General features: G+C 55.5%; 18 protein-coding genes. 12 read left to right on the top strand and 6 right to left on the bottom strand.

All coding sequences use genetic code 11. The annotated features are described in order from the left end of the window. Positions 1-32 precede the first annotated feature (32 nt). The 8 genes from CSC3H3_RS02235 to CSC3H3_RS02195 all read left to right on the top strand — a co-directional run bounded on the left by CSC3H3_RS02235 (position 33) and on the right by CSC3H3_RS02195 (position 7,280). Positions 33-1,574 (top strand): divergent polysaccharide deacetylase family protein, encoded by a 1,542-nt coding sequence (locus tag CSC3H3_RS02235; protein WP_245881239.1) that lies wholly within the window; start codon positions 33-35, stop codon positions 1,572-1,574. 120 nt (positions 1,575-1,694) lie between these two features. Next, a complete protein-coding gene (locus CSC3H3_RS02230; RefSeq protein WP_342751390.1) occupies positions 1,695-2,189 on the top strand; it encodes an RNA pyrophosphohydrolase in 495 nt (164 codons plus the stop codon). A 115-nt stretch (positions 2,190-2,304) separates the two neighbouring features. After that, positions 2,305-2,493: a hypothetical protein gene (locus CSC3H3_RS02225; protein WP_101283431.1), complete on the top strand. Its 189-nt coding sequence runs from the start codon at positions 2,305-2,307 to the stop codon at positions 2,491-2,493. Positions 2,494-2,538: 45 nt separating this feature from the next. Then, positions 2,539-3,339, top strand: coding sequence for a methyltransferase domain-containing protein (locus tag CSC3H3_RS02220; protein WP_101283429.1), 801 nt, complete (start codon positions 2,539-2,541; stop codon positions 3,337-3,339). A 76-nt stretch (positions 3,340-3,415) separates the two neighbouring features. After that, positions 3,416-3,922 carry a GFA family protein gene (locus CSC3H3_RS02215; protein ID WP_245881238.1) on the top strand — a complete coding sequence of 169 codons (507 nt, stop codon included), beginning with the start codon at positions 3,416-3,418 and terminating at the stop codon, positions 3,920-3,922. Positions 3,923-4,084: 162 nt separating this feature from the next. After that, entirely contained in the window at positions 4,085-4,975 is an 891-nt protein-coding gene (locus CSC3H3_RS02210) for an alpha/beta fold hydrolase (protein ID WP_101283427.1), read from the top strand. Positions 4,976-5,360: 385 nt separating this feature from the next. Further along, on the top strand, positions 5,361-6,011 hold the full coding sequence (locus CSC3H3_RS02200; RefSeq protein WP_101283425.1) for a hypothetical protein: 651 nt from the start codon (positions 5,361-5,363) through the stop codon (positions 6,009-6,011). A 189-nt stretch (positions 6,012-6,200) separates the two neighbouring features. Next, a complete protein-coding gene (locus tag CSC3H3_RS02195; protein WP_101283423.1) occupies positions 6,201-7,280 on the top strand; it encodes a squalene/phytoene synthase family protein in 1,080 nt (359 codons plus the stop codon). A gap of 125 nt (positions 7,281-7,405) precedes the next feature. Here the strand turns inward: CSC3H3_RS02195 and CSC3H3_RS02190 are convergent, their stop codons facing one another. The 6 genes from CSC3H3_RS02190 to CSC3H3_RS02160 form a co-directional block, all read right to left on the bottom strand. Next, positions 7,406-8,491, bottom strand: coding sequence for a DUF4340 domain-containing protein (locus CSC3H3_RS02190; RefSeq protein WP_101283421.1), 1,086 nt, complete (start codon positions 8,489-8,491; stop codon positions 7,406-7,408). 4 nt (positions 8,492-8,495) lie between these two features. Beyond that, positions 8,496-11,396, bottom strand: a complete 2,901-nt coding sequence (locus tag CSC3H3_RS02185; RefSeq protein ID WP_101283419.1) for a Gldg family protein — start codon at positions 11,394-11,396, stop codon at positions 8,496-8,498. Further along, positions 11,389-12,303, bottom strand: coding sequence for an ABC transporter ATP-binding protein (locus CSC3H3_RS02180; protein ID WP_101283417.1), 915 nt, complete (start codon positions 12,301-12,303; stop codon positions 11,389-11,391). Before CSC3H3_RS02180 ends, CSC3H3_RS02185 begins: the two co-directional genes overlap by 8 nt. 589 nt (positions 12,304-12,892) lie before the next feature. Then, positions 12,893-14,089: a phosphoglycerate kinase gene (locus CSC3H3_RS02170; protein ID WP_172963384.1), complete on the bottom strand. Its 1,197-nt coding sequence runs from the start codon at positions 14,087-14,089 to the stop codon at positions 12,893-12,895. Between the two features lie 150 nt (positions 14,090-14,239). Then, positions 14,240-15,085 (bottom strand): diaminopimelate epimerase, encoded by an 846-nt coding sequence (gene dapF, locus CSC3H3_RS02165; RefSeq protein ID WP_101283411.1) that lies wholly within the window; start codon positions 15,083-15,085, stop codon positions 14,240-14,242. A gap of 46 nt (positions 15,086-15,131) precedes the next feature. After that, on the bottom strand, positions 15,132-15,611 hold the full coding sequence (locus CSC3H3_RS02160) for a hypothetical protein (protein ID WP_245881237.1): 480 nt from the start codon (positions 15,609-15,611) through the stop codon (positions 15,132-15,134). Between the two features lie 405 nt (positions 15,612-16,016). On the opposite strand from CSC3H3_RS02160, the gene ccoN reads away from it, so the two are divergent. Genes ccoN through ccoP form a run of 4 tightly spaced genes read left to right on the top strand, consistent with a single transcriptional unit; the run spans position 16,017 to position 19,274 of the window. Further along, the gene (ccoN, locus tag CSC3H3_RS02155; RefSeq protein ID WP_165791947.1) at positions 16,017-17,468 is read left to right on the top strand and encodes a cytochrome-c oxidase, cbb3-type subunit I; all 1,452 of its coding nucleotides are present in this window, start codon (positions 16,017-16,019) and stop codon (positions 17,466-17,468) included. Between the two features lie 13 nt (positions 17,469-17,481). Further along, positions 17,482-18,210, top strand: coding sequence for a cytochrome-c oxidase, cbb3-type subunit II (gene ccoO / locus CSC3H3_RS02150; RefSeq protein ID WP_101271171.1), 729 nt, complete (start codon positions 17,482-17,484; stop codon positions 18,208-18,210). Positions 18,211-18,226: 16 nt separating this feature from the next. Then, a complete protein-coding gene (locus CSC3H3_RS02145) occupies positions 18,227-18,382 on the top strand; it encodes a cbb3-type cytochrome c oxidase subunit 3 (protein ID WP_101271169.1) in 156 nt (51 codons plus the stop codon). 19 nt (positions 18,383-18,401) lie between these two features. Then, on the top strand, positions 18,402-19,274 hold the full coding sequence (gene ccoP, locus CSC3H3_RS02140) for a cytochrome-c oxidase, cbb3-type subunit III (protein ID WP_101271167.1): 873 nt from the start codon (positions 18,402-18,404) through the stop codon (positions 19,272-19,274). Positions 19,275-19,342 lie beyond the last annotated feature (68 nt).

Below are 19,342 nucleotides of genomic sequence, written 5' to 3'. Positions count from 1 at the left end.
TCGTGACGGGAACAGGAAGAGACTGACCCGCAGTGATCGGTAAACTGTTCAAATTCATGCGGCGTGGCCGCAAAGCGGAATCCTCTGCACCTGAACCGGACGACGATTTATCGTCCGAAACGGGGGCGGAGGATGTTCCGTTTACAGAACTGCCCTATGATGAACAGTTGCGCCGTTTGCCGCTGCGCCCGCCAACACGGCGCTGGCGCCTGTCAAAGTTTCTGTTGCTGGTTCTTTATCTGCTGCCGTTTGGCGTTGCGTCGCTGGCGGCCATTCCCCTGCTGGACCCTGAAACCGGCTGGCGCCTGTTTCATATGGGATCACCACGCGTAACCGATGCCATCCCCGGCACTGAACGCGAATTGCAGGACGAAATTGCCCAAGGCGTGCTTGATATCGAGGCGCGCAACCGTGCCGAGGAAGAAGCCCGTCGCAAAGCCGCCGCCCAAGCCGGTGCGGGCGCCCCCAATGCCGCCGACATGCCCCCGGGCGTATCGGACCTTGCAGGCGGGGAAACCGGCCAGGGCGATGGTGCGGGCGGAATGGCGGCGGGTAATGGCAGTGGCGGTTCGGCCAGTGGCCCCTCGCCCGAGGAACTGGCAGCCCTTGCAGAAGGCGGCGGATTTGATGAAAAAATCGAACCCGACCCGCTGCGCCCGGCCCCCATTCCCGGCATGGATGAAGAAGGCAGCTTTGGCCGCATTCCGCGCATTGCCGAAGATGGCCGCACGCCTGCCAAGGTTTATGCCCGCCCCTTCACGCTGGAACCAGAACAGCCCTATGTCGCGGTAATTGTTACCGGGCTTGGTCTGAACGAGGATCGCACCACCAAGGCGATCGAGGACCTGCCGCTTAACATTTCGCTGGGCCTGTCGCCCTATGCCGATAACCTGCCCAAAATTGTGGCCCGCGCCCGGCAGATGGGCCACGAAGTGTTCCTGCAATTGCCGATGGAACCCGATGATTTCCCGCTTTCGGACCCCGGCCCGCGCGCCCTGATGACCAGCCTGCCCGAAGGTGAAAACCTTGTGCGGCTGGAATGGCTGCTGGCGCGTTTTCCAGGTTATGCCGGGGTGGTGGGGCATCTGGGGTCGAAATTTGCCAATCTGGACAGTTCCATTCGCCCGGTGATAGATTTCCTCGACAAAACGGGCCTGATGTATGTTGATGGCAGCAATAGCGGCATGGTCAGCCTTGCCGCGCAGCTTGCCGCCAATACCGAAGAACCCAACGCCATTATTGATTTCAACATCGATACCATTCCCAGCCGCCGCGCCATTGATGCCCAGCTTGCCGCAATGGTGAACAAGGCAAAAACCGATGGTTTTGCCATTGGCCTTGCCCAATCCTACCCGGTGACGATCCAGCGATTGCGCAACTGGGCGCAGCGCCTGGAACGCCAGGGGGTCAAACTTGCACCAATAAGCGCCCTTGCCGGTAAACAGGTCGTCCCGCAGAACCCGCAGGAAGCCGCCGCCGCACAGCGCAGAAACATGTCTGACGAAGAAGCCCACAAGGGCGATAGCGCATCAGGCAATGCTGACGCCACCGAACAAACCATCGAGGGTAACTGATCTGCCATGTCCAAAGACCCCGTAAAAAAAGCCAAGGCCGACAAGAAAAAGAAGTCGAAAAAGCGCAAACCCGAAGGCTTGCCGCTGCCTATTGATGCCGGTCAGTCCAGCGATAGCGATATGCCCGGAAGCGACCTTCCCTATCGCCCGTGTGTTGGCATTGCCCTGTTTAATGAAAAGGGCGAAGTCTGGATTGGCAACCGCATCGGATTTGAAGGCGCCTGGCAGTTACCCCAGGGGGGCATTGACGGGGATGAAACCCCAAAAGACGCCGCCCTTCGCGAATTGATGGAAGAAATTGGCACTGACAAGGCCGAAATCATTGCCGAAACCCCCGAATGGCTGACCTATGACCTGCCCGCGCACTTGATTGGCAAGGCTTTTGGCGGCAAATACCGGGGCCAGAAGCAAAAATGGTTTGCCATGCGCTATCTGGGGCAGGACGAAGATTTTGTCATTCATGGCGATCATCCCGAATTTGATGCCTGGCGCTGGAACGACTTTTTGTCCCTTCCCGATATGATCGTTCCCTTCAAACGCCCGGTTTACCAACAGCTGGTAGAAATTTTCAAAACTGTTCCAGATCAAATCAAACAGTCAGAAGATCAGGCATAAGACGGTTTGCGTGCAAAACTGACGCATGCAAATGTGCAAAGCATGGTTCCTTTAGCGGTATCGATGCTTTAAATTCCTGTGTCGTTAACACCCCTGGGTTTGGAAGGGTTCTAAAATGGGTTTGGATCGCCTGATTTTCGGTATATTGACCATCGCTGTTGGCCTTGGTGGCCTGTTCTATGCGTCAGCCGCACATGACGGATATTCCTATTTTGTCGGGCTGGCCCTGTTTTTTGGTGCCATCCTGTTCATGTTCCAGCTGATCAACAGCCATTTCAGCGAGGTCGAAAACTCCTCGCACTAATGCCCGCGCAGGTGCCCCGGCGGGCCAAAACGAAAGGACCGGAATTTGTCCAATACACATTGGGACCCCGTTAAATATGGCCTTTTCGGTGATGAGCGCCGCCGCCCCGCAATTGATCTGATTGCCCGCCTGCCCAAACCGGCACAGGGTTTTTCCCCTGAAAACATTGTTGATCTGGGCTGCGGCCCCGGCACGGTAACGTCGCTTCTGGCGGATGCCTATGGCGTTGATGGCAACATGCCCACCATTACCGGGGTCGATCATTCTGCCGAGATGCTTGAAAAAGCCCGCAAACATGATGATCGCATCACCTGGCAGCAGCATGATATTGCCACCTGGAAGCCGGAAAAGCCGGTTGATCTGTTATTTACCAATGCGGCCCTGCAATGGGTTCCTGGCCATGCCAACCTGTTGCCGCGCCTGTGTGGTTTTGTCAAACCCGGCGGGTTGATTGCCATTCAGGTTCCCAACAATTTCCTTGCGCCCAGCCACCAGTTGATCAACGAAGCCGGTGAAAAATGGGAAAAGGAAGTTGCCGCCGCGCAGGACCAGATTAAAATCATGCGGCCGGGCGATTATTTTGATGTTCTGATTCCCCATTGCAGCAATGTCGATTTGTGGCAAACGCAATATTGCCACGTCCTCAAAGGCGAAGACCCGGTTTTTAACTGGGTTTCATCCACCGCATTGCGCCCGGTTCTGGCAAACCTGCCCAATGATGACGCCCGCGAAGCCTTTTGCACCCATTACAAAACCCGGCTAAGCCAGGTTTACCCGCCCCGCCCGGATGGGCTGACGCTGTTTCCGTTCAACCGGCTATTCATTGTTGCCAGCAAGGCCGGATAACGGCCTTTTGCCTGCCCTGCCCTGCCCTGCGTTATTGCCCACCTATTCCCGCCAAATCGCCAACAGGGAAACTGCCATGACGACGCATGATCACAGCATGGGTTCCGCCGTTGATCCCACCGTTGATGCCAACCTCGATCACACAATGACGGGACAATGCCGATGCGGGCAGGTACATTTCCAAATCACGGCCCGCCCGATCATGACGGCAGCCTGCCATTGTGCAGGTTGCCAATCCATGAGCAGCAGCGCCTTTTCCCTGACCGCCATGGTCCCCGGCGCGGCCTTTGCCGTAACCAGGGGCGAACCGGTATTGGGTGGGCTGCACGGGCCAGACTTGCACCATTTTTTCTGCCCGCATTGCATGACATGGATGTTCACGCGGATTGAAGGCATCGATGCCTTTGTCAATGTCCGCCCGACATTGTTGCAAGACAGCCGCTGGACCACGCCCTTTATCGAGACAATGACCAAAAACCGGCTTTCGTGGGTCAGCACCCCGGCGAAATACCAGTTCGATGAATTCCCGCCGATGGACCAGTTTGATGATCTGATGAAGGCCTTTGCCGCATCGCTGGACTGATTTTCGCAAGAAGCATATCCATCCCCATCGCACAAAATGACCAAACCTAAGGGCTGCCCATTGCGCGCGCGGCGTGCAAAGATATGTCTTGAGAGACGATAAAACAGCCTGCCTGAAATACCATTTCTTTGCCCGACCCATCCCCAAATGCCGGAGGCCCTGATGACCGTGACCGAAACTATCGCTGCGCAGAAAGATACGGATAACGGAACGCCAGGCCGGGTCGTTTGCGACCATTTCATTGCCTTGTGCGGTTATGAAACCCGCATCCGGCAATGGGGCCAGCCGGGTAAACCCGCGATTATCATGGTGCATGGGCTGGCACGCCTGTCCCACGATTTTGATATCCTCGCAAGCCAGCTTGCCGATGATTATTTCATTCTATGCCCCGATATTATCGGGCGCGGCCATTCCGCCTGGGCCAATAGCCCGGACGAGGAATATGTACCGGCATTCTATGCCCGGCAAATGATTGAAATGATGGACCATTTCAATATTGATCGCTGTAGCTGGATTGGCACATCGATGGGCGGCATCATTGGCATGGTTGTAACCAGCATGGCCCCAAGCCGTATTGAACGCCTGCTGTTAAACGATATCGGCCCGGAACTGGCACAGGAGGCCGTCGACCGCATCAAGGCCTATGTCGGTGGCACGCCGGAATTTGCCAGCATTGCCGAAATCGAAGCCGTTTTGCGCACCATCTATGCGCCCTTCGGCCTGGAAAACGATGCCGAATGGGCCGAACTGGCGATGAATTCCGCCCGCAGGCTGCCCAATGGCAAATTCGCCATGCATTACGATTCGCGCGTGATGGATGTTTTTCGCGACCAGATCGACGATTATGACGCCTGGGATATCTTTAATGCCATCACCTGCCCCATCACCCTGTTTAGCGGGGCGAAGTCCGATTTGATCCCCAAAGCCATCGTCGAAAAAATGACGGCAGCCAAACCCGAAATGCCGGTTCTGTCTCTGGAAAACTGCGGACATGCGCCCTATCTGAATACCAGGGCGCAAATTGAAGCCGTTAAAATATTCTTAAAAAGCTAAAGCGATCACAAAAAAACCATTTTGCAACGCAAACTGGAACGAGACTAAAAAAGCCGGAAAACCGGCATGGAATGGTTGCTATGCAATATCCGGGCTGGCGTTTTACGCCAAATTAACCATATTGCCGCAGCCCGACACGCAAACAGAAAACCCGCATCCCGTCGCCAGACTCCGTTCGGCCCAAAGATGCAAAATTTTTTCTTTCGGGGGCGTTCCTTTTGGTGCCTGCAAACGTTCAGTCCAGTGTTCGCCATTTTGGGCAACACAGGGCGGGCAATTGCAGACCCGACTGACATGGTTGAGACGGCCCTTTGGGGCTTTACGGGATTTAACGGCGATGAAAATGCGGCAGATTTTAACAGCGGGAATGATAGGTGGCATTGCAATGCTATCGACCATTTTGCCGTCTGTTGTTTGCGCGCAACAGGTTGTTTCCGAACAGGAAATGTCAGCCGCTGCCAATTCACCGGAAAGCAAACCGTCAAGCTATCTGGTGCAGGGGATTTTGCCCGCACCGGGGCGCAACGGGTTTGACAATTATTTCGCCACCGGCCCGTCCCGCAGCCACGCCACCATCCTGACCCTGCCTGGCTCGAAGGCCAAAACCGGCAGCAAAAAGCAGGAAAGCGTGATGTGGTTTGAAGCCAATAGCGACCAGACACCGGGCAAAGGTGTTTCGGCGCAGTTTGGCATTGGCTATTCCCCCAACCGCAGCCTTGGATTCGCCGTTGGCCCGGTTGTGGAATTGAATGGTTCGCTGGGCAACCATGTTGGCGTATCAGGCAGCGATGACGAGGATTACCTTGTCACCCCGACGATGCGCAGCGAAAACGGCCTTTCGGGCATCGGTTTTGGCAATGAACAGGGTTCAGACAGTGCCGGCCTTGCTGCCAGCCTGTCCTATATGCCGTTCGAGGATTTGTGGGTTGGCATTCATGGCCGCCTGACAAGCGATTTAACATCGTCAAGCAGCAGCCCGACAGACCGGTTTGATGCCATGCTGGGCCTGACAGCCGGTTACCGGTTGCAGTTTTAAGGGCGAGATCGCCTGTTTTAAGGCTTAATCCATCAATTTTTGCGAAAATTGACCCCGAATGCGGCTGATCACTTGCCAGCCCTGCATCAAGGCTGCATGTTGCCCTTGGATGCATTTTCATGCAGCGGCCAAACTCACGGTAAAAATGCCGTCTTTGGAACAGACATTACGGCAAGTTCTGGAAATTAAATGACTGCGTCACCATCGCCCTTTTACGGTTCTTCCGAAGATCCGTTTTTTGCCTGCAAGGAACTGGCTGCCGCCAAGAACGCCAACCTTTACCGGGCAGCGATGCGCCTGAACGCTGCCAGACAGCGCTTTTTCCTTGCGGCTTACGCCTCGATGCGGGTGATCGACGATATCGTCGATGATGGTTTCCTTGAAAAATCCGATGCCGAACGCGACAGCCTGCGCGACGAAACATTCGACATTATCGACCGCTGGCAGGACCAGATCGAAGCCGCCAAAGTCATGGCCGACAACCCCTGGCCCGATGTCGGCCCGCTTCCCGCTGCCGTATACGAAGCCCTGACATTGACCCTTGGCGAAAGCGATCTTTCGGTTGATCCGTGGGTGAAGCTTGCCGATGCCCTGCGCAAGGATGTGGCGGAAGACCCGCTTGATGAATGGGACGATTTCATCGCCTATTGCGAAGGGGCCACTGCCGCTCCGGCATCGATCTTTGTTTATCTGCTATCTGCACGGTTTGACGATGAAATCGGTTATGTCTCCGCGCTGACGGCATCGCCGCTTTATCATGCGCGCGACATGGCAATTTTCTGCTATGTCGTTCATATCCTGCGTGATTTGCCAATTGATGTGAAAGGCCCTGATCGCCTTGTCACCATTCCAGGTGAAATCCTGCTGGCTGCCGATATCAGCATTGGTGAAATCCGCAATGCCATCGGCCAGCAGAATTTCGATGCCTTGAACCAGCTTGGCGCCTTCATGCTGGAAAAGGCATGGGAGCATTTTGAAACCGGCCAGGCCCGCAGTGCTGAACTGCTTGCCATTCTTGACCCCGAAGAAACCGACACCCTGTCGCGGCTTTTTGGCGTCTATATCGAACTGGCCGCCCTAATGGATGCCGGTTACGGTGCCTTTTTGGCCGACCGGGCCGAGATCATCAAAGACACCGCACAAAAAAGCCTGCCGGACCTTCCCGGTGCAACCGCCACCAGCAAAACCGGACAGGGCCATGCCGCCAGCCACGATGACGCCGCAGACCCGGTAAAAGACAGCGGTGATTCCGGCCCGAACACGCAATAAGCCAAACGCTACAACACAGGCCAATCTGCAAGATGACGCCTGGGGTAACGCCGTTAAGCAACAAGACAAAAGGCCCGACGATTTTCGCCGGGCCTTTGCCTTGAAATTTATGTATGGCAGCAAGCCTAGTTCATGGCTTTGCTGGCATTGGCGGCAGCTGCACCGGCATCATCTGCCGGTTTGGTATCCGCCGGTTTTGCGACCAGAAGCGCCTTGGCATCGGCATGTTCGACAAGCTGTTTGCCGGTATAGCCCGCAATGCGGAAATATTCCGGCCGCGAGGACAGTTTCAGGGTGTAATCCCCATCCTTGCCGTCGCTTTTGCCAATCACGTAATCAACCGGTTTGTCTTTGCCCTTTAACGACAGGGACATTTTCAAAACCGGGTGATCCATGCCGTATTCCGGCTTGGCATCCTTGCCCAAAACCGCCGAAACACGCACCCGTGCCACCATGGCTGCCAGGGTCGAGGCCGCAGCGGGTTGCAATTTCTGGTCCGGTGCCGCATTGGCAAGGTCCCAGGTTACAACGGCTTTGTCCTTATCCTGATCGGCCTTATCGGCGTTTTTATCGGCAGCAGGTTTGTCGGTTTTGGCATCGTCAGGCTTGGCCGCCGGGGCCGGTTTTGCCACCAGCGACAGGCCTGCAACATCCATTTGGTCGATATCGTTGGCCGATACCTGCAAAACAGTGGCGTCGATCCAGTCATCGGCCTTGGCCGGGGCATCATAGCTGCCCATGGTTACGGCATAGACTTCGTCCTGTTCTTCGCGGCGGGCATGAATTTGATGGGTCCCCTGCGAAGTTCCGAAATACAGGGTCGCCACGGCCTCATCGCCCTTTTTAAGGGTGATGCGGCGTTCAAAATCATCCTTTGCCAGTTTGAAACGCTTGATCGCGCCACTTGATGTTGCAATCGGCAGGCCTTCGTGAAGGTCGGAAAGCTTGCTGATCAATCCGTCAACCTTGCTGCCATCTGCCGGGAAATTGCCAAGGTCGGGCAGTTGCCAGTCCTTGCCGTTTTTCACCAGGGCAACCTTGGTGCCGTCCGAATCCTCGATGGTCAAATGGTCGATACCATCGGTTTTGGCGGCCACAAGTTTGTCATTGCCTTCGGTACTATCGGCCTGGGGCTGATAGAAATTGATACCGATGGCAAACCCGACCTGAACGACGAACAACACCACCAATATCTGTATGGTCCGTTTCATGTTCTCAGACCTCCTGAAGAATGCGCTGGTAATGTTTGCGTTCGGCTGCCGCCACCTGGCGACGCCACCCCCACACGGCCAGAAGGCCAATCAGGGCGATGCCGTAATTCAGATATTCCCACATCTGTTCGCTACCTTCGGATGTCGGAACAAGGGTACGGGCAAACTGGGTCCGTCCACGCAATGCCAGCAGGGACTGATCTTCAAGCGACCAATCGACCACGTTTTGCATAAATTCCAGCGGCGCCGTATAGCTTGTGCCCATCCCGCGTGACGCAAGGCTGAGCGACATGTCATCGGCAAAGCTGTTGGACCCAACCAGGATCAACCGGGCAGAAGCCGGTGATCTGTCAATCACGCCGCCAATCTGGACGTTTTTGTCGTCATCTTTTTTGGCGGTGTTGCTGTCTTTCTTCGCATCCTTTTTATCGGCGTTTTTGGCATCGTCCGCCAGAAGCGGCGATTCCTTGCCTGCATAAAAGGATTTGAATTCACCTTCAATCGCAACAGCTAGGTCATGCTGCCCACGATTGCCGGAAATGGCATATCCGCTATCGGGATGGGCCTTGTAATCAGGCAGGATGTCGGTGCTGTCTGACAGCCAGCTTTGCGACGAGCTGTGCAGAAGCGGGGTTACGGTGCGGCCCTTGTTTTTGGCCGCATCCACAGTCACAGGCGATGCCCAGTTCAGGGTCAACTGGTCCAGCCCTGCGGTAACCGGGCTGTCCGCATTAAGCTGGTCGCCCCGCAAATCAGGGAAATGCGGATAAGGCATCATGCTGATCTGCTGGACGGTCATGCCGCCAATTTTGCGTTCAACCGGAACCGGCAGCGACGCATTTTGCGGATCAAGCACCATTTTATCGTCAATGGAAATGCCATAGCCTGCCAGCCAGTCCTTCAGGCCGGAATCGACCTTTTTGGCAGAAAGCGAATCGGTAATGCTGACACCAAAGGGCGATGTTGACAGCACCACGCTGCCACCGCGCATCAGGAACTGGTCAATGGCAAAACGCTGTTTGTCATTCAGATCGACCGGGTCCATGACCATCAGAAGGTCGGCGGCCTCGGGCACGTGACCATCCTTCAGGTCGGTTTCAACGACGCGGGCATTTTCCGACAGGGTTTTATCAAGCTGGGTATAACGCGGCCCCGGTGCCTGCTGCATATAGGGGCTGGGCGGCGGCGAGGCCGGTTTGACCAGTGCGATGGTTTTCAAATAACCCGGTGCCATGCGATGCAGGGCCGAATCAATCGACCGTTTCAGCGCGGCCTTGTCGGTGGTTTCAGGCAGGGGAACCTGAACTTCGTCCTTGCCGCTTTTCAGCATCATGTAAAACCAGAAAGGCTGTGGGTTCATCAGGCTGGCCACCTGCGGGCCAAAGCCATAATCATCCTGCAACCGTGTTGCCAGGGCACCGTCACCGGCATCCGGGTCCTGGAAGGCGATGTTGAATTTATCACCAGCCTGCTTTTTGTAATCCTTCAGCACATCATCAAGGGTTTTGCGGAAGGTTTGCAACTGGCCGGGCAGCTTGGTTTCCGGGGAAACAAAGCCCTCGAAGGTTACAGGCTGGGTCATGTTTTCAAACGGGTTTCCGCCCGCCTGATATTCATTCACCAGTTTGCGAATCGTCCGGCTGATTTCATATTCCGGGTTTTTAAGCCCGACATTGATATCGCCTTCCCCCTGGGTCTTGACCTCGATCAGGTCGCCATAGGTCAGGGTTTCAAACTGGTCGCCATAGGAAACCACGATATCGAAATAGCTGTTCACAACCGAAGACTGATACCGGCTGTTGGTCTGGAAGGGGACGGGACGAATCCCGTATTTGGTAGCCGCTTCCTGTTCCTTGTCAGGGTTTGCCGTGGGGTCGATAAATTCAACCCGGGCATGTCCCTTTGATGCCACCTGATATTCCGACAGCAAATCCTTGATCCGCGGGACAAGCGGGGCCAGCAGCGGATGGGTCCGTGGCGAGAAATAGGCCCGAATGACCAGCGGTTCAGCCAGATGCTGCAATTCCTGTTTGGTCGAGGATGACAGCGAATAAATGTGCTGGCGGGTCATATCGGCACGGGCCGCCGTGATCGGTGCCAGCCAGAAATTTGCCGCCACAAAATTCAGCACAAACAGGGTGGCAAGCGCCCCCCACAGGCGGTGCTTGTTGCTGGCCGGGTTGCCATACCAGCGCAGTTTTTCCAAGCTGAACAGGTTCAGCGTCAGGAACACACCCACAATCGACAGGTAATAATAAAGATCGCGCAGATCGAGAACGCCACGCGTGATCGATTCAAACCGCGTTCCTGTGCCAAGGGCGGCCAGCAAACCACCTACCCGGTCGCCAAACAGCGATGTCAGGGTGTCTGACCCGATCAGGTAAAACACACCACAAACCAGTGCCGTTAAAATCAGTGCGACAATCGGGTTATCGGTGCGGCCACTCATATAAAGGCCAATGGCGATATAGGCCGCTGCCAGAAACAGGGTTGCGACATACCCGCCAATAACAGGCCCCCAATCCAGCGGCCCCAGAATGGAAACCGTAATGGGCAAAGGCAGCGTCAGGATAAGGGCCACCACCACCAGCAGCATCGCGGCCAGGAATTTGCCCAGAACCAGCGAAATGGGGCGCACTGGCGCGGTCAGCAGGGTTTCAAGGGTGCCCGCCCGGCGTTCTTCGGACCAGGCGCGCATGGTCAGGGCCGACACCAGGAAAATCAGCAATACCGGCATCCATTTGAACAATGGCTGCACATCGGCAATGTTGCGGGCGAAAAAGGTTTCCACCCAGAAAAACACAAACAGGTTTACCGCCAGAAAGGCCCCGATAAACAGATAGGCCGCAGGGGTGGCAAAAAAGCCCCGGAATTCCTTGCGGGAAATGCGCAGAACATCAGCCATTGACCGCCTCCTCGTTTACCTCGGCGAAAATGGTTTCTAGGTCGCGGCGCTGCGGCTGCAGGGCAAAAAGCAAAACACCTTCGCGGGTCAGTTTTTCGGCAATGACCGGGGCGGCATCATTGCTGGCTTCCAGCCGGTAATGATGACGACCGTTTTCTTCCGAATGGCTAACGATATTGGTGACTTCGCGAATAGCTGAAAAAGCCTGATCAGCATTGCGATCCACCGTCACCAGCAACCCGCCCGATTGCTGCAATTCATCGATGCGGGCATCCACCACCAGCTTGCCCGCCCGCATGATCAGCGCGCGTTCGCATACTGCCTGCACTTCCTGCAAAGTGTGGGTGGAAACAATAACCGTGGCGGTTTTGGCCAGATCGGCAATCAGGTCGCGCATATGGCGGATTTGCGTGGGATCAAGGCCGTTGGTGGGTTCATCAAGAATGATGATATCGGGGTTATGCAAAATCGCCTGGGCCACGCCCACACGCTGGCGATAGCCACGCGACAATGTCTGGATGGGGGCGGTTGCCTTGGCTTCCAGCACGGTGCGGCGAATGGCACTTGCCACGGCGGCAGGGCGTTTATCGGCAGGAACACCATGCAGGCTGGCCTGGTAATCCAGGTAATCAATAACCGTCATTTCCGGCCAGACCGGGCAGTTTTCCGGCAAATAGCCAATGCGTTTCTGGATGGCGCGGGTATCACGGCCAACTTCAAGGTCATCGATGGCGATTTTACCTGAAGTCGGCTCCAGATAGCCGGTAATCATTTTCATGATCGTGGTTTTGCCCGCGCCATTATGGCCAAGCAAACCGACGATCTCGCCGTGCTTTATTTCAAAACTGACGTCATCCACCGCTATGAAATCGCCATAGCAGCGCGTCAGATGCTCCAGTTTGATCATCTGTTATTTCCGTAAACGGGATTTTTGAACGGGTTGGGACACATGTAATTATTCACGCATCGCGGGGAGAGCGACACGCGCCAGCTTTTTTGCTGATATTTACGTAACCTGCCCGTTACGAGGGGGGAGGAATGGGTGTAACGAGCGGGCAGTGAAGGTAACGGCTGTCATGACCAGTCATTGTGACGAATGTCCATGCTGTGACAAAACCAAAGGAGGGTTAACACCCCCAACCTTTGGCTAGAACATGGCAACAATATGACACCACGTCAAAGCCCTGAAAAATTGCAAAAATCTGCCAATTTTTCAGGGGCATATCCCGCCCTGCCCCGCCACCCGTAACGGTTTGCGCGTTAAATTGAAATTGATCGCGAAATCGAATCACATCGCAAATGCTGCCATAAACGCCCCTATACCTTTCGCCAGTCGCCCCTGAAAAAGGCAGATATGACCGCAAATCAGCAACGCGCGCGGGATCAAATGGCTGCAAACAAAAACCCCCGCCAATCCAGAACTGGCAGGGGTTTTCAAAATCAAAACCGGGTGGTGGCTGCGTGAAAGCAGGCACCAGCAGCTTTTATAAAATCAATCAGGCCTTGCGCAGGGCGGCCACACCAGGAAGAACCTTGCCTTCCAGCCATTCCAGGAAAGCCCCGCCAGCGGTCGAGATATAAGAGAAATCTTCGTCCACACCGGCATGGCGCAGGGCTGCAACCGTGTCACCCCCGCCCGCGACTGACAGAAGCTTGCCAGCCTTGGTCAGTTTGGCAGCATGCTGGGCCACCGAAACAGTTGCCGTGTCAAAGGGCGCAATTTCAAACGCGCCCAGCGGACCGTTCCACACCAGGGTTTCGCAGCTTTCAAGGCGCGTGTTCAAATCGGTAATAGTGGCCGGGCCAGCGTCAAGGATCATGCCATCGGCATCAATACCGGTCATATCGGCAACGACGTGATCGGCGTTTTCCTTGAATTCCTTGGCAACCAGGCCATCAACCGGCAGCACGATTTCGCAATTGGCGGCTTCGGCCTTGGCGAAAATCTCGCGCGCGGTTTCCAGCAGGTCATGTTCGCACAGCGATTTGCCAACATTAACGCCCTTGGCCGCCAGGAAGGTGTTCGCCATGCCGCCACCAATCACAAGCTGGTCAACCTTTTCAACCAGATTGCCCAGAAGGTCGAGCTTGGTGGAAATCTTGGCACCGCCAACAATGGCCATGACCGGGTGTTTCGGTGCTTCAAGCGCCTTGCCCAGGGCTTCCAGTTCGATCTGCATCAAACGGCCGGCATAGGACGGCAGCTTGTGCGCCAGTCCTTCGGTCGAGGCATGGGCGCGGTGCGCGCACGAAAAGGCGTCATTGACAAAAATGTCGCCCAGCTTGGCCAGTTCGGCAACAAAAGCAGGGTCGTTCTTTTCTTCTTCAGCGTGGTAACGCAGGTTTTCCAGAATGGCGATTTCGCCGTCCTTCAGGTTGTTCACAACATCCGCTGCGGCCTGACCGATGCAATCATCGGCAAAGGCAACCGGGCGGCCCAGCTGTTTTGCCAGCGCATCGGCAACCGGTTTAAGCGACATTTCAGGAACGCGCTGCCCTTTGGGGCGGCCAAAATGGGTAATGATCACCAGTTTCGCACCGGCATCGGCCAGTTCAACCAGGCCCGGCACGGTGCGGTCAATGCGAGTCGTATCGCTGACAACGCCATCTTTCATCGGAACGTTAAGGTCGGCACGCAGCAAAACGCGCTTGCCTGCGACTGAAACACCGTCAAGCGTATTGAAATCAACCATTATCAGAACCTGCCTTTGCGTTTAACAAGCCCCGGCCGGGCGCAAATAACCGCGCCCCGCCACCGGGAACTGCCGCCAGAACAGCGGCACAATCGGGTGCCTTTTGTGGCCGATCCACCCGGCCAGCGCAAGCCCGAAGCGAATTGCCTATCAATGAATTCCCAGAAGCGACGGGTGCAAAATACCCGAAAAGCTGGTGGCGACCGGACCGGTCATTAAAACATGTTCATCGGGCAACCATTCGATTCCCAGAACACCGCCATCAAGCACAACTTCAACAGTGCGCCCGGTCAGGCCACGGCGTGCCGCGGCAACACCCACCGCACAGGCCCCAGTGCCACAGGCACGCGTAATGCCCACACCCCGTTCCCACACCCGCATGCGAATGCGGTTGTCACCCATCAGGTGGCATACCTCGATATTGGCGCGTTCGGGGAAAATATCGTGATGTTCAAGCACCGGCCCGTATTTTTCCAGATCGATGGCTTCAGCATCATCGACGAAAAACACCGCATGGGGGTTGCCCATGCTGACCCCGACCGGATCGGCAAGCGGACCAACGCTAAGCGGGATATGGTTGGTATCAACAGCTTTCAATAACGGAATTTCGCGCCAGTCAAGCCAGGCCTGGCCCATATCGACCGTAACCGTGCCATCATCCAGGCCACGGGCTTCAAGCAGGCCCGACACCGTCTGGATTGTCACATCGCGACGTTTGAATTCCCCCATCAGCACATCGGCCACACAGCGGGTGGCATTGCCACATGCACCAACTTCGCTGCCATCATTGTTGCGAATACGCATGAAGGCGTCGGCGTCATCGTCGCGCGGCGGTTCGATCACGATCAACTGATCACAGCCCACGCCAGTTTTGCGATCGGCAATCCGTGCGGCGGTGGCATCGTCCATGTCAAGCACAACAGAATCCCGCCGTCCGTCAAAGACGACAAAATCGTTGCCCAGGCCATGCATCTTGATAAAGGAAATTCCGTTCATGTCCGTTTTACTACCGGCTGTAAAAAGTCATCTACAGCCGGTAGCATCACGGCTTTGGTGCCGGGGCGCAATAGCGGATTTTGCGCGGCACAAATCCTGCGTCCGAAAGAAAGGATTTCAAACGCATATTGGGTTCGTCCACTGCAACATAGGTTGCAGCACAGCCATGCAGACGTAACAGCCGGTCCATTGCTTCGCGCATGCAATAAAGAACATGCCCGCGCGCGACAATTTCAACAGCCTTTACATTGTCGACATGCAGAACCGTACCGATGCTGATATCGGTGCGGACCTCATATGAAAATAACCCGTGGACATAACCACGGTCGTTGCGAATCACCACGATTCCCTTGTCGCGAAGCCACTGGCTGTCGGGAACAGGGTCGTCGGTGCAGACATATTCCGCAACGAAATCCTGCCATTTCTGCAGGGTGATATTTGCCTCTGTCATCTGGACAAGAGGAAAGATCATATCCGCAATGCCGGCGGTTAGGGGTTGTGCGCTATAGGTGTTCAACATGGTCATTTTCCCGAATTTACCCTGCGATCATGACGCAAAGAAAACGCCCCAGCGTTGATGTGCATCAACAACAACTGCCCCAATAACAAGGCATAAGCATTACTGCGAAAAAACATTCTGAAGCGAGAAGAGTGTCTTTGGCATTCCCGACGCCCGTGACGTAAATCGCGCCGAATTGATATCGATCAGTGTGGCGCGAACGAAATAGGCGGATGATGCCGGACATACGTATTTACGAGCGTTTAATTCACGCAGAATTACAATTTTGACGTGAAACAGGATATTTAATCGTCGGCGGCACGGGGGATGACCAGGTCATTGCAGGATGCCGCCAGGGCTGTTCGGATTGCCGGCCCCATGCGGCAGTCCACCCGCACACGCAAACGGGAGTCGAGAATGAGCCAGGGGAGCATGGCACAGACGGCTTCGTCCGCCGTTGACTACAATATGGACGTAGTGCGCTGGGGCGCGCTGGCGACCGTCTTTTGGGGCGTCGTCGGCTTTCTGGCAGGTGATTTTATCGCCTGGCAGTTGGCGTTTCCCGCATTGAACTTTGACTTCGAGTATCTGAATTTCGGGCGTCTGCGTCCGCTTCACACCTCGGCGGTCATTTTTGCATTTGGCGGCAACGCGCTGCTGTGTACATCGTTTTACGTTGTCCAGCGCACCTGCCGCACCAGCCTGTTCGGTGGCAAGGCCCTGCCTGCCTTCGTGTTCTGGGGTTATCAGCTGTTCATCGTCATGGCCGCACTTGGCTATGTTCTCGGTGTGACCCAGGGCCGTGAATATGCCGAACCGGAATGGTTCGTCGACCTGTGGCTGACCATTGTCTGGGTCGCCTATCTGGCCATTTTTGTCGGCACCCTGCTCAAACGCCAGGAACCGCACATTTATGTCGCCAACTGGTTCTACCTTGCCTTCATCGTGACGATCGCGATGCTGCATCTGGGGAACAACCTGGCGATTCCGGTTTCGCTGTTTGGCACGAAATCCTATTCGATGTTCTCTGGTGTTCAGGACGCCCTGACCCAGTGGTGGTATGGCCACAATGCTGTGGGCTTCTTCCTGACGGCTGGCTTCCTCGGCATGATGTACTACTTCATTCCGAAGCGTGCTGAACGTCCGGTTTATTCCTACCGCCTGTCGATCATTCACTTCTGGGCGCTGATCTTCCTGTATATCTGGGCTGGTCCGCACCACCTGCATTACACCGCCCTGCCCGACTGGGCACAGACCCTTGGCATGACCTTCTCGATCATGCTGTGGATGCCGTCCTGGGGTGGTATGATCAACGGCCTGATGACCCTTTCGGGTGCCTGGGACAAACTGCGTACCGACCCGGTACTGCGCTTCATGGTTGCTGCTGTCGGTTTCTACGGCATGTCGACCTTCGAAGGCCCGGTCATGTCGATCAAATCGGTCAACGGCCTGTCTCACTACACTGACTGGACCATTGGTCACGTTCACTCTGGTGCTCTGGGCTGGGTTGCTTTCGTATCGTTTGGTGCGATCTACTTCCTGATCCCGGTTCTGTGGAACCGTGAACGCCTCTATTCCATGCGCCTGGTTGCCCACCATTTCTGGCTCGGCACCATCGGTATCGTTCTCTACATCACCTCGATGTGGGTCTCGGGTATCATGCAGGGTCTGATGTGGCGTGCACACGACCAGCTTGGTTTCCTTCAGTATTCCTTCATTGAGACCGTTGAAGCGATGCATCCCTACTACATCATCCGCGCCACTGGCGGTGCCCTGTTCGTCCTGGGTTCGCTGCTGATGGTCTGGAACGTCTACAAGACGATCCGCGGTGATACCCGTCGGGAAGCTCCGATCGGCGTAAGCGCGCCGGCAGCGGCCCAGTAAGGAGGAATGGAAAATGCTTCTTAAAAAACACCACTTCCTCGAGAAGAACGTTTTCTTCCTGATCCTTGGTATTTTTCTGACCATCATTATCGGCGGTATCGTTGAAATTGTTCCGTTGTTCACAATGGAACAGACCATCGAGAAGGTGGAAGGGGTTCGTCCCTATTCGCCGCTGGAACAGGCAGGCCGGAACATCTATATCCGCGAAGGCTGCTATAACTGCCATTCGCAGATGATCCGTCCGTTCCGTGACGAAGTTGAACGCTATGGTCATTACAGCCTTGCTGCTGAATCCATGTATGACCATCCGTTCCAGTGGGGCTCCAAGCGTACCGGTCCGGATCTGGCACGTGTCGGCGGGAAATATTCCAATGCATGGCATGTTGCCCACCTTGATGATCCGCGTTCGGTGGTGCCGGAATCGATTATGCCGGGCTATCCGTTCCTTGCTGAAACGGAACTGAAGTTCGACGACGTTGCCGATCACCTCAAGACGTTGCGCATGGTTGGTGTTCCCTACACCGACGAACAGATCGAGGACGCGGTTGCGGATCTCCATCTCCAGGCTACTGCTGACGAGGATTACGACGACTTCCTCGCCCGTTATCCGAATGCCGCCACTGGCGACTTTGACGGCAATCCGGAAAAGCTGACCGAGATGGACGCCCTGATTGCGTATCTGCAGATCCTGGGTCGCATGGTTGATTTCACGACCTACAACCCCAGCATGAATCTGCGCTGAGACAAGGACGCGAATCATGGAATTTTTTTCCGCACTCGCTGATTTTCTCCGGCCCTTGTGGGGTCTGTGGCTGATGTTGTTCTTTGCCGCGATTATTGCTTTCGTTATGTGGCCAAGCAAAAAGCGGAAACAGAACTTCGAAGACCACGCCCAGATCCCTTTCAAGGACTAGGAAGAGGGAGAACCGAGCTATGTCGACGCATGTCGAAAAAGACAATGTTACCGGCCGCGAAACAACCGGCCATCAATGGGACGGTATCAAGGAGCTCAATACGCCGCTCCCGTCCTGGTGGGTCTATGTGTTTTGGGTCTGCATCATCTGGTCGATCGGTTACTGGGTGGTTTATCCATCCTTTCCAACCGCACACGGCTATTTGAAAGGGGTGTTCAACATTACCGAACGCTCCAAGATCGAAGAAACAATGGCAAATGTTGCTGCCGAACGCGCCCCTTATATGGAACGTCTTGCAGCACTTGATGTTGATCAGATTGCCAATGATTCGGAACTGCTGAACTTCTCGATGGCTGGCGGCAAGGCGATCTTTGCTGAAAACTGCGCCCCCTGCCATGGTACGGGTGGTGTTGGCAATACCGGCTTCCCGTCCCTGCAGGACGACGACTGGCTGTGGGGTGGTACGCTTGATGACATCTCGCAAACCATCCATGTCGGTATTCGTTCTTCGGACAATGACGACACCCGCTTTAACGACATGCCTGCCTTTGGCAAGGATGGCATCCTGTCACATGAAGAAATCAGTGACGTTGTCCAGCATGTCCTGTCGTTTAGCGGTCGTGAAACCGACGCCGACGCCGCAACGCGTGGCACAGAAATCTTTGCGGATAACTGTGCGGCCTGCCATGGCGACGACGGCAAAGGCATCGTCGAAATGGGTGCACCGAACCTGACCGACAATATCTGGCTTTATGGCGGCGACCAGGCCACCATTACCCAGACGGTCACCAATGCACGCCGTGGCGTCATGCCGGCCTGGGAAGGCAAACTGAGCGACGAAACCATCAAAATGCTGGCGGTTTATGTTCACTCGCTGGGTGGTGGTCAGTAACGACCCACACGAAACGGCCAAAACCGTTTCACACACCAGACAAAAAGAAGACCGGGGTTTGATCGCCC

The organism is Thalassospira marina (assembly GCF_002844375.1).
GTDB classification, from domain to species: domain Bacteria; phylum Pseudomonadota; class Alphaproteobacteria; order Rhodospirillales; family Thalassospiraceae; genus Thalassospira; species Thalassospira marina.
Note: the sequence above shows the minus strand (reverse complement) of the source record. Positions and strands in the feature narration are given on the sequence as shown.

Bases quoted from the DNA above. Each gene is read 5' to 3' on its own strand.
- CSC3H3_RS02145 (WP_101271169.1), top strand. From the start codon at position 18,227: ATGGAATTTTTTTCCGCACTCGCTGATTTTCTCCGGCCCTTGTGGGGT.
- ccoN (WP_165791947.1), top strand. From the start codon at position 16,017: ATGGCACAGACGGCTTCGTCCGCCGTTGACTACAATATGGACGTAGTG.
- CSC3H3_RS02190 (WP_101283421.1), bottom strand. From the start codon at position 8,491: ATGAAACGGACCATACAGATATTGGTGGTGTTGTTCGTCGTTCAGGTC.
- CSC3H3_RS02225 (WP_101283431.1), top strand. From the start codon at position 2,305: ATGGGTTTGGATCGCCTGATTTTCGGTATATTGACCATCGCTGTTGGC.
- CSC3H3_RS02195 (WP_101283423.1), top strand. From the start codon at position 6,201: ATGACTGCGTCACCATCGCCCTTTTACGGTTCTTCCGAAGATCCGTTT.
- ccoP (WP_101271167.1), top strand. From the start codon at position 18,402: ATGTCGACGCATGTCGAAAAAGACAATGTTACCGGCCGCGAAACAACC.
- CSC3H3_RS02210 (WP_101283427.1), top strand. From the start codon at position 4,085: ATGACCGTGACCGAAACTATCGCTGCGCAGAAAGATACGGATAACGGA.
- CSC3H3_RS02170 (WP_172963384.1), bottom strand. From the start codon at position 14,089: ATGGTTGATTTCAATACGCTTGACGGTGTTTCAGTCGCAGGCAAGCGC.
- CSC3H3_RS02215 (WP_245881238.1), top strand. From the start codon at position 3,416: ATGACGACGCATGATCACAGCATGGGTTCCGCCGTTGATCCCACCGTT.
- CSC3H3_RS02180 (WP_101283417.1), bottom strand. From the start codon at position 12,303: ATGATCAAACTGGAGCATCTGACGCGCTGCTATGGCGATTTCATAGCG.
- ccoO (WP_101271171.1), top strand. From the start codon at position 17,482: ATGCTTCTTAAAAAACACCACTTCCTCGAGAAGAACGTTTTCTTCCTG.
- dapF (WP_101283411.1), bottom strand. From the start codon at position 15,085: ATGAACGGAATTTCCTTTATCAAGATGCATGGCCTGGGCAACGATTTT.
- CSC3H3_RS02230 (WP_342751390.1), top strand. From the start codon at position 1,695: ATGCCCGGAAGCGACCTTCCCTATCGCCCGTGTGTTGGCATTGCCCTG.
- CSC3H3_RS02200 (WP_101283425.1), top strand. From the start codon at position 5,361: ATGCTATCGACCATTTTGCCGTCTGTTGTTTGCGCGCAACAGGTTGTT.
- CSC3H3_RS02185 (WP_101283419.1), bottom strand. From the start codon at position 11,396: ATGGCTGATGTTCTGCGCATTTCCCGCAAGGAATTCCGGGGCTTTTTT.
- CSC3H3_RS02160 (WP_245881237.1), bottom strand. From the start codon at position 15,611: ATGACCATGTTGAACACCTATAGCGCACAACCCCTAACCGCCGGCATT.